The organism is Bacillaceae bacterium S4-13-56, assembly GCA_040191315.1.
Lineage (GTDB): Bacteria > Bacillota > Bacilli > Bacillales > JAWJLM01 > JAWJLM01.
This window is the reverse complement of the sequence record JAWJLM010000109.1, coordinates 1-10,527: the sequence shown is the minus strand read 5'-3', so window position 1 is coordinate 10,527 and position 10,527 is coordinate 1. Positions and strand designations below refer to the sequence as shown.

General features: G+C 38.3%; 9 protein-coding genes and 1 tRNA gene. 1 reads left to right on the top strand and 9 read right to left on the bottom strand.

Translation table 11 applies throughout. The features are described from left to right. Positions 1 to 194: 194 nt before the first annotated feature. The 7 genes from RZN25_17275 to sigW form a co-directional block, all read right to left on the bottom strand. Positions 195 to 479, bottom strand: coding sequence for a hypothetical protein (locus RZN25_17275; GenBank protein ID MEQ6378563.1), 285 nt, complete (start codon positions 477 to 479; stop codon positions 195 to 197). 533 nt (positions 480 to 1,012) lie between these two features. Then, positions 1,013 to 2,818: a glutamine--fructose-6-phosphate transaminase (isomerizing) gene (gene glmS, locus RZN25_17270; GenBank protein ID MEQ6378562.1), complete on the bottom strand. Its 1,806-nt coding sequence runs from the start codon at positions 2,816 to 2,818 to the stop codon at positions 1,013 to 1,015. A gap of 432 nt (positions 2,819 to 3,250) precedes the next feature. Next, on the bottom strand, positions 3,251 to 4,600 hold the full coding sequence (gene glmM / locus RZN25_17265; GenBank protein MEQ6378561.1) for a phosphoglucosamine mutase: 1,350 nt from the start codon (positions 4,598 to 4,600) through the stop codon (positions 3,251 to 3,253). Between the two features lie 46 nt (positions 4,601 to 4,646). Further along, positions 4,647 to 5,876: a CdaR family protein gene (locus tag RZN25_17260; protein ID MEQ6378560.1), complete on the bottom strand. Its 1,230-nt coding sequence runs from the start codon at positions 5,874 to 5,876 to the stop codon at positions 4,647 to 4,649. Further along, positions 5,869 to 6,690, bottom strand: a complete 822-nt coding sequence (cdaA, locus tag RZN25_17255) for a diadenylate cyclase CdaA (GenBank protein MEQ6378559.1) — start codon at positions 6,688 to 6,690, stop codon at positions 5,869 to 5,871. Before cdaA ends, RZN25_17260 begins: the two co-directional genes overlap by 8 nt. A gap of 304 nt (positions 6,691 to 6,994) precedes the next feature. Further along, the gene (locus RZN25_17250) at positions 6,995 to 7,639 is read right to left on the bottom strand and encodes a zf-HC2 domain-containing protein (GenBank protein ID MEQ6378558.1); all 645 of its coding nucleotides are present in this window, start codon (positions 7,637 to 7,639) and stop codon (positions 6,995 to 6,997) included. Between the two features lie 12 nt (positions 7,640 to 7,651). Next, positions 7,652 to 8,215, bottom strand: coding sequence for an RNA polymerase sigma factor SigW (sigW, locus tag RZN25_17245; protein MEQ6378557.1), 564 nt, complete (start codon positions 8,213 to 8,215; stop codon positions 7,652 to 7,654). A 434-nt stretch (positions 8,216 to 8,649) separates the two neighbouring features. On the opposite strand from sigW, the gene RZN25_17240 reads away from it, so the two are divergent. Continuing rightward, positions 8,650 to 8,811, top strand: a complete 162-nt coding sequence (locus RZN25_17240) for an aspartyl-phosphate phosphatase Spo0E family protein (protein ID MEQ6378556.1) — start codon at positions 8,650 to 8,652, stop codon at positions 8,809 to 8,811. A 383-nt stretch (positions 8,812 to 9,194) separates the two neighbouring features. Here the strand turns inward: RZN25_17240 and rocF are convergent, their stop codons facing one another. After that, complete coding sequence (gene rocF / locus RZN25_17235; GenBank protein ID MEQ6378555.1) at positions 9,195 to 10,091, bottom strand: arginase; 897 nt, start codon at positions 10,089 to 10,091, stop codon at positions 9,195 to 9,197. 208 nt (positions 10,092 to 10,299) lie between these two features. Beyond that, a tRNA-Gly gene (locus tag RZN25_17230) sits at positions 10,300 to 10,371 on the bottom strand. Positions 10,372 to 10,527 lie beyond the last annotated feature (156 nt).

Genomic DNA, 10,527 nt, shown 5'->3' with positions numbered 1-10,527 from the left:
TAGCTCTAATTACCCTCGAGAAATATTTTACACATAGGAAAATAAGTGAAGAAATTATTTTTGTCTTCAATTTAATTCCCCCCAATAAAGGTTTATATATCTATTATGAACTTTATATTATTGTTTGTCATGATCACAGGAGCTCCATTTATATGAGGATGTTTTATACTTAATTGCTTTGCAATTTCTTCAGTTCAACTTTGAGGAAGTAAGGGATAATGTTCTCTGATATCACCAACTTCATCCAACCACTCTAAATAGTAAAGATATCTTCTTTCGTACTCTGAAAGAGTATGATGAATTCTTTTCGTCTTCCACCCTAGGTGACGAGTAAGCCATCCTTCAGACGCTACTTTGTTATCATGAGCTTGAATAAATGGTTTATAATTTTGTATCCACCCAAAAAACTCGTTCCAACTCCCCTCCTCCCTCAAACCTTGCCAACTCTTACTCCCCCAACGCCTCAAGCTCTTTTCCAATATTCCCCGCCTAATAAAGTCGTTCCTGCATTTTCCCCACATTCATCTAATTTTTGTTCAGATTTTACAACCACCGACCATTTTGGACTAAAAAAGTCGTTCCAGAGTAGAGTTAAGGGATTAGGTTTTAGGGGAAAAGAAAAAGGAATAAAGGCTCGAAAACCCTTATTCCTTCTGGCTTTTTTCAATTTTAATCTTGCTCTTTAATTCCCTATTTCTTCCTTAACCCTTGTTTCTACTCTACCGACTTTTTTTGTCCTGAACCGAGTTTTTTTGGTTAGGAGCGAGTTTATTGGGTGAAGACATTAGATTATATTTTAAATCTCGCAACAATCTTTATTCGCCCATTCTACACAAAAATATGTGTAGATTAATTATATTATTTTACAAAAAATTTATTATATACAATAACCAAGCGATATAGTTACCAACTATATTGTTTGGTATCCAACATTATTGTTTAGTTACTAACCTTAATGTCTAGTTACCAACATTAATGTCCGTGAACAAACTAACCAGGTTTTTCAGATGATTTATTCTACTGTAACGCTCTTTGCAAGGTTTCTTGGCTTATCTACATCGCAATCACGGTGTAGGGCTGCATAGTAAGCGATTAGTTGAAGCGGTACAACTGAAACAAGTGGAGTAAGAATATCATGTACTTTTGGAAGTACAAATGAGTCTCCTTCTTGTTGTAATCCCTCCATAGTAATAACGCAGGAATTTGCTCCGCGAGCATCAACTTCTTTTACGTTTCCTCGAATAGAATAGTTTACAGCAACTTGAGTGGCCAACGCAATAACTGGTGTGCCATCCTCAATAAGGGCTATGGTACCATGCTTCAGTTCTCCACCAGCAAAGCCTTCTGCTTGAATATACGAAATCTCTTTTAGCTTTAAGGCACCTTCTAAACCAACATAATAGTCAATACTACGTCCGATGAAGAAGCAATTACGTGTAGTCGATAAGAACTCACGGGCAATCTTTTCAAACTCTTCTTTTTGATCAGTAAGAGCTTCTATAGCATTAGCGACAATTGCAAGCTCTTGCATAGGATCAAAATCAAGTTTAATTCCTTTAGCACGTGCTGTATCTACTGCCAAGATAGCTAATACAGCCATTTGAGCCGTATATGCTTTTGTAGAAGCTACGGCAATTTCAGGACCTGCGTGTAAGTGCAGGGTATAATTTGCTTCACGAGAAAGGGTAGATCCAGGAACATTCGTAATCGTTAATGCGGGATGCCCAAGTTCTTTAATCTGAACAAGTACGGACCGGCTATCAGCAGTCTCTCCACTTTGGGAAATAAAGATGAAGAGTGGCTTTTCAGAAAGCAAAGGCATATTATAGGAGAATTCACTAGATACATGTACCTCTGCTGGGATTTGTGCGAATTTCTCAATAAATTGTTTTCCTAATAAGCCTGCATGATAACTTGTTCCTGCCGCAATAATATAAACACGATCCGTATCTAACATTGCTTTACGAACTTCAGGATCTAATTTTAATTCATCATTTTCATTTTGGTATTCTTGGATAATACGACGAATAACAAATGGTTGTTCATCGATTTCTTTTAGCATGAAATGTGGATAGGTTCCTTTTTCAATATCACTTGCATCCAGTTCAGCCGTATATGGTTCACGCTCAACCAATTCACCGTCAAGAGTGAGGATTTCTACCCTATCACGGCTTACCAATACAGTTTCCTTGTCATGCAGCTCTAAAAATTGGTCCGTAACGTGCAACATGGCCATTGCATCACTTGCTACAACGTTGAAACCGTCTTTACCAAGCCCAACTAATAGCGGGCTTTTATTTTTAGCCACATAAATAACATCTGGATTTTGATTATCTAATAAGGCCACAGCATATGAACCTTTCATAAGACTAACTGCTTTACGGAAGGCTGCGGCAACATCATTCATTTCGTTATTTAATACTTCCATTAGTTGAACGATGACTTCCGTATCTGTTTCACTTTTCATCTCTACATTTTCTAAATATTCGTGACGGACATCTTCGTAATTTTCGATGACACCATTATGCACAATAGTAAAACGACCAGACGCACTTTGATGTGGATGGGCATTCTCCTTACTTGGCGCTCCATGAGTAGCCCAACGAGTATGACCGATTCCCATTGTAGCATGAATAGTTTCATCAACAGCATCACGTAATACCGCAATACGACCCTTAACCTTCGTCACATTCACTCCATCTTCATTCAAAGTGGCTATCCCAGCTGAGTCATAACCGCGGTATTCTAATTTTTCAAGACCTTTTAAAAGAATGTCCTTTGTATCTTCCTTACCAATATATCCAACAATTCCACACATAACGTAGTTTTCCTCCTTGAAGTGGCCAAGGGGCAAACCAACACTTCCTAAAAACGGGGCTGATTTGCCCCTCTCCCGTATAAGTCATTCTCACATCTTCTTTTGATTCCTTTGTGCAAAGAGTCGCCTCTTTGTTTTAGATCAAATCTAACGGTTAAGATGTTCCAACCGGGAGGCATCCGCCGAACACTTCGATGAACCTCCACCTCGTCAACTATTTGATAGAAATAGTCCTGGCGCTTCTATTAAGTTGTAGCCTATGCTCCTTTCTATTTTTGAATAAGAAAAAATGTTCCTAGGAATAATTTTACACAGGAACAAATATTATTTTACATGAGTGAAAAATAATCCGTCAATAGCTATTTATTGGTAGTAAAAGTGTTTTTCTACAATGTATGCGCAGGCCCCAATAAAGTGAACCTGCGCATAATATTATTCCTGAGTTCCAATTTCACTTTGGACAACATTTAATATTTCATCTACGTATTGTTCGCAATCTTCTTCGGTTGGTGCTTCCACCATCACTCGAACTAAAGGTTCTGTTCCTGAAGGACGAACAAGAACTCGACCTTGATTTCCAAGCTTTTGCTCTACAGACTGTATTACTTGTAAAATAGCCTCATTCGTTTCCATCTGTTTCTTATCTGTCACTCGTATATTTTTTAATACTTGAGGGAATTTCTGCATTTCCCCAGCTAATTCAGATAGCGGCTTTTCTGTTTCTTTCATAACATTTAGTAGTTGAAGTGCTGATAGCATACCATCTCCGGTAGTCACATAGTCTAAAAAGATAATATGTCCAGACTGTTCTCCACCTAAGTTATATCCATTCTTTCGCATTTCTTCCATTACATAACGATCTCCAACCTTTGTTTGGACATTAGTTATGTTATTCGCTTCCGTTACTTTGTAAAAGCCAAGATTACTCATTACAGTTGACACTACGGTATTTTGTCTTAGCCGTCCTTTTTGATTCAAGTACTTCGCACAAATATACATGATTTGATCGCCATCTACTATATTTCCTTTTTCATCGACAGCAATAACTCGATCTCCGTCACCATCAAATGCCAAGCCAATATCCGCTTGCTTATCTAATACAAAGGCCTGAAGAGTTTCTGGATGAGTGGATCCCACTCCATCATTAATGTTAGTCCCATCGGGAGATGTTCCAATCGTAGAAATGTCAGCCTCTAAATCCGCAAATAAATGTGGGGCTAAAGATGAAGTGGCTCCATGAGCGCAATCTAGTGCAACATATAAACCGTCAAAATCATAATCCACTGTTTGCTTTAGATAGGAAAGGTACTTTTGTCCACCTTCGAAATAGTCATTCACTTGCCCTATATCAGCCCCAGTAGGCCTGGGAAGAGAATCTACTTCCTCATCCATCAGTGTTTCAATTTCATTCTCTTGGTCATCGGATAGTTTAAAACCATCTGTTCCAAAAAATTTGATCCCGTTATCACCTACAGGATTATGTGAAGCAGATATCATGACCCCCGCTTCGGCACCTAAAGCTTTTGTTAAAAATGCTACCCCCGGAGTAGAGATGACGCCCAAGCGCATTACCTCTGCACCAATAGAGAGAAGCCCTGCTACAAGAGCCCCTTCTAGCATTTGCCCCGAAATACGCGGGTCTCGTCCAACTATAACCTTTGGCTTGGTTGCACCTTTAGTGACAACATACCCTCCACATCTTCCAACTTTAAAAGCTAACTCTGGTGTTAATTCTATGTTTGCTACTCCTCGGAAGCCGTCTGTTCCAAAATATTTTCCCATTGCTGAATCGCTCCTTCAATTTCTTCAAACGAATATGAACGAATGGTTATTCCATTTGAATTCGTGCTGTCTTAATATTGGTTTCAAAGTTTAGATCGTCTGGTCCGTCGACAATGATATCTGTTTCAAATTCTCCAGTGTAATAATCTCCAACATCAATACTAACTTCAAAATCATCTGATGTAAGACCTTCTAATTGATCCTTGGTCCCATTTACAGTGATGCTTACCATCTCATTTTCTGGATTGATAAAGGTAATGTTTCGATTTTGGTTATTGTTTTTAACTTGAATTGGCACATCTTCTATAACTAGCTCTTCCGTTTCTTCTACCTCGATAGTGACTCGAATCTTTTCTGGATCAGAACGACGGACACCTGGAGGAAGAGGAATATCTAAGTCAAGAACAGTGTCATCAGTTACTGTTGATAGATCGACTTTAATAGTTTCAAGTTGATCAATTTTATCAAGAATGTTTTGTGGTCCGTAAAGTGTCACGGAAACTTGATCTGACTTAATAGTTGCTAAGCTTAGTCCTTCAGGTAACTCTCCTGTTGTTTCTAATTCAAATGGTACGGACTTGGATGGACTCTCGATAGGGAGAGTTACTCTAACATTAGATGGTTGTACAAATACATTTAACTCATTTCCTTGATAATCATATACTTTAATTGGTGCCTCTTGATTTTGTATGGAGGTGGTCGCATCCGTCACATTAATAAGCGCCTTAACCATCGCGATCCTGTCTACTTCTGTTTTCGGGCCTGTAACTTCAACTTGTGATGGTGTAATAGTCGGTTTTCCTAATTCCACATCAGGAGATAAACTACTTTCTCCTATCAACTCTAATTCAACATCATAGGTGCCACTGGCTCTCTCTTCTAATGTTACTGTAACCGTATCTGGTTCAACATAGGCTGCTAGCTGGTTCGCAATCCCACTAGTCTGAACAGAAACCGTATGTTCTCCTGGTTCTAAATTGGTTAGATCAATATATGCCTGAAATGTTAATTGTCTAACTGCTGGAGTCAAAATACTATTTGGTCCTGACAAAGTAACGTTTACTACTTCAGGAACCCCTCGAACTACATATTTCTCTTCATCCATCTTAACTTCGAGAGGGATATCGGTAACTTTTTTAACTTGATCTGTTCCTTCCGGAAAAATGCTGTCACTTGATCTTGTGTTTTCATCCATTGTCACAGATGTATATAGCAAAATGGCTAATAGAAGGGAAATGGTCCTCATAAACCAAGGACTCTTGATCCATTTATCCATCCTTTTTCACCACCCAACCCCAGGCTTTTTTCGAAGATTGGCCTGAATCGATATCCAAATCTCTAGTCAATATTTCTCTTAATGTATCTACGCTTAAATCACGATGTAATTCTCCGTTTTTCGTACAGGAAATTTGCCCCGTTTCCTCTGAAACTACAATGGTTATACTATCGGTTACTTCGCTAATTCCTAATGCTGCCCGGTGACGAGTTCCCAATTCTTTAGAAATGAACGGGCTTTCCGACAGAGGAAGATAACAGGCAGCTGCTACAATTTCATTACTTTTTATAATAACCGCTCCATCATGAAGGGGGGTATTAGGAATAAAAATATTAGTTAACAATTCACTTGTTAAATGACCATGAATCGGAATACCCGTTTCAGCATAATCGTCCATCCCTGTTTCCCTTCCAATGGTAATTAATGCCCCTATTCTTCGCTTTGCCATGTATGAACAGGACTTAATGATTGCCTCTACCGTTTGATTGGTAGCATCATCAAGTGTATGTGTATTTCGCGAAAAAAAACTTCCTCGTCCCAGTTGCTCTAAAGCTCTTCGTAATTCCGGTTGGAAGAGGATAATGACGGCTAGAAAACCCCAAGTAATAGCTTGATACATTAACCATTGTAAAGTTTTAAGTTCAAATACACCACTTAAAAACCAAATTCCCAGGACTACAAAGATTCCTTTTAAGAGTTGAACAGCTTTGGTCCCACGAATCAGCATGATTAATTTATATATAAGAAACCAAACAAGGGCAATATCTATAGCCATCCGGAGCAATGAAAAAAACTCGAGATCTCCATCCAGCATGTTCACACTTCCTTTTACACATAATTCTCCGTACTAAGTAGCATAAAGTGAAACTTCAATCAGTGGGGGTTTTCTTCACCCCCCACTGATTGCTAGTACCCAAGGGCATGACCTAAAGGCTCTTGAACCAATCGGACATTTACGGGCAGTTTATCCCCCACCTACTCTTTTCGTTTCACTTAAGACTTGAGATAGGGTATTACTGCCCGTTAATGCGGGATAAAATACTTGTACTATTATAGCATACTTTTTAATAGACGAAATAATAACTAGGTGGGGCCACCTTTTTTAAGATGACCAGCACCTAGTTATTATTAAAGGAAAAAATTTCTTTTGTTGTACTTTTGATTTGGAACCAAATCCATTCAAATACTTGATCCACTTGTTTAATGTCTCCCGTTACCTCTCCAGCGGAAGCCATATACTTTTCTCCATCCATTAAATCTTCATTTAGGATCTTCCCATTAATAATGGTAACATCACCTTTGACCTTACCTTTAATTTTAAGATCTCCATTCTTTACAACTAAGTCCCCAGAAATCACCTTTTCTTCAGGAACAATAACTGTGTTGTCTTCAATGAGGATATTTTGTTTTTGATTTACTGATAAATCCTGATTTTGATTCCAGGAGGAAAGGAAGCCTCCAAACATAAATATAAAGAAGATAGCGGCTGCAGAAAGAGCCGGATGTGATTTGAACCAGCGATTTATTCCCACTCTCCTCTTTTCTTTAGGTAAGTTTGCCATTACTTGACTTGAGAAGGAGGGTGGCGCTTGGATATGGTTTGCACTTTGAATCATTGCCACTGTTCTCTTTAGCTCATTAAAATGGTTTTGGCAATCCTTACAAGATTCTAAATGGTTGCGAAAAATAACCTCGTTCTCCTTAGATAATTCATTATCTAAGTACTCATGCATATATTCAATCATCTCAGACGGACAGTTCATCTTGCTCACTCCTTACAAATGACGAAGCTTTTTACGTAAAGCCTCTCGTCCCCTATGTACTCTTGTTTTTACGGTTCCAACAGGTATATCAAGAATTTCACTGATTTCCTGCAAGGGAAGCTCATCCAAATATCGAAGAACAATGACAGCCCGATATTTTTCTGGTAAACTTAGGATCTCTTTTTGTAAATACTCTTGAAGCTCTAAGCTTTCTATTTCTTCTTCGGGAAGAGGCTGATCAGCAGAAATCCGAGAATACATGGTCAGTCCTTCTGCACCTTTCACTTCTGCATCGAGATAAAAATCAGGCTTCTTCTTTCTTATACGATCGATGCTTAAATTAGTTGCAATTCTATATAACCACGTGGAAAATTTTCTTTGTTCATCATATGAGTGTATATTCATATAAGCCCGTAAAAAAGCTTCCTGGGCCACATCTTCTGCTTCGTGGGAGTTACCTAGCATTTTATAACAAATTTGGTATACCTTATTTTGATAAAATGAAACCACATCTTCAAATGCAGATTGGTCACCTTTTTTAACTTCTTTTATTCGTTGATTAATAATTGTTTCCACCATGCACTACCTCGCTAACTCTCCGGTCACTACTTATACGAGCAGTACCTCTTTTAGGTTTCAAAAAAATTCAATCTATGATATACATGATGTTTTACCTATAAAAATGGATGTTTTTTAATTAATAAAGTGAAACTTCAATCAGCGGCCATCCCCCACTAATTGTTAGCACCCAAGGGGTATGACCAACCAATCGGACATTTACGGGTTGTTTATCCCCCACCTACTCTTTTCGTTTCACTTAAGACTTGAGGTGGGGGAGTTACTCCCATGAAAATAAAACATTAAATTTTTTATCCTTGTTGGTGATGCTTGCTTCATGGTTGGCTGCCCGTAAATGTGGGATAAAAAATCATTAAAAAACTGGAAGGGATTTGTTTCCTATATCTAGTATTATAGTATAATGCTTTTTGTGGGGAAAGGGAGGTTTTATTATGGATGAAAAACAGTTATATGAAGAAATAGAAAAACGCAGAAAACATATGCATCAAATTTCGAAACAAAAGCCTCTCAGTTCACCTGATGTTGTAAAAGTTAGTAAACAACTAGATCATCTATTAAATCAGTTGCAAAACACCCGTAAAAAGACTCAATGAATCCTCTAGTACAATGAAAATAAAGGAAAACTTCAATCGGTGGCCGTCCCCCACTAATTGTTAGGACCCAAGGGTATGATCTGAAGTCCCTTGAACCAATCGGACATTTACGGGCATTTTATCCCCCACCTTCTCTTTTCGTCCACTTAAGACTTGAGGTGGGGGTATTACTGCCATGAAAATAAAATATTAAATTTTTCACCCTTGTTGGTGAAGCTTGTTTCATGGCTTGCTGTTCATGCGGGATAAAATATCAAGGACAGCAACACTGTCCTTTTTTACTATCAGAATTTATAACTTTAGTCGGTTTATCCTCCAGGAAAAAAATAAGGCTTTCGCCAATAGGACTTGGCGAGAAGCCTTTATTTTTCTAACATTCTACATTATAATAACTTTTCTCCAAATAAAGAACCCATCAGCCCAACGGCAACATTAGCAGTTTTATTTTTTTCATCAAGAATTGGATTAACTTCCACGAACTCAGCTGATGTTATGATTTGAGATTCATAAAGCATTTCCATAGCTAAATGGCTTTCTCTGTAGCTTAAACCTCCCATTACTGGAGTACCTACACCTGGCGCATCTGTTGGGTCTAACCCATCTAGATCTAAGCTTAAATGAACGCCATCCGTGTGGTCTCTTAGGTAAGCAATAGTTTCTGTAATTACCCTACTCATTCCTAATCGGTCCACTTCATGCATGGTATAGACTTTAATTCCTTTTTCATGTATTAATTTGCGTTCTCCTTCATCAATAGATCGTGCTCCTATAATCACGATATTTTCAGGCTTGATTTTGGGGCTATATCCATGGATTTCAGTTAATTCTTTATCCCCTATGCCTAAGCTGGCTGCTAAAGGCATACCATGAATGTTACCTGATGGAGAGGTTTCTCCCGTATTCAAATCAGCATGTGCATCATACCAAATAACACCCAGATTTTTATAGTGTTTAGAAATTCCTGCTAGAGACCCCATTGCAATACTATGGTCTCCTCCCAATATTAAAGGAAAGCGTTTACCTTGGATTACCTGATCAACAGATTCGGCTAATTTTTGGTTTCCATTAGCTACTTCGTAAAAATTTCTAAGACCGCTTTTGTATTGTTTTCGATCCGGCCGAAGGATTTTAATATCACCCAAATCTTGTATATCAAGATTTAATTGCTCCAATCTTTCAATTACCCCTGCATAACGAATAGCACTTGGTCCCATATCTACCCCTCTGCGATTTTGACCAAGATCCATCGGGACACCTATGATTGATATATTTCTATTCATTTTCCCAGACCTCCTTTTATTCTCTATCATTTTATCTTTAAATACCTCAATGACTCAACTCGACAATTATTTGTATATATATACACCTATAGAACGCAAAAAATCTCGAAGGGAAAATCCTTCGAGATGAATATGGAGCCTAGCGGGATCGAACCGATGACCTCCTGCGTGCAAGGCAGGTTCTCTCCCAGCTGACCCAGACAATATGAGCGGAAAACGGGACTCGAACCCGCGACCCTCACCTTGGGAAGGTGATGTTCTACCACTGAACTATTTCCGCAAAGCTAATAATAGTTAAATTATAAATCTTTTATGGAAAAAGAAAAGACTATTTCTATGACATTTTTCGCAACAAAAAACTACTTTTAAAGTAAGTAGTTCTTGTAACTATTTATACGGATGGTGAGCCATGAAGGACTCGAACCTTCGACCCTCT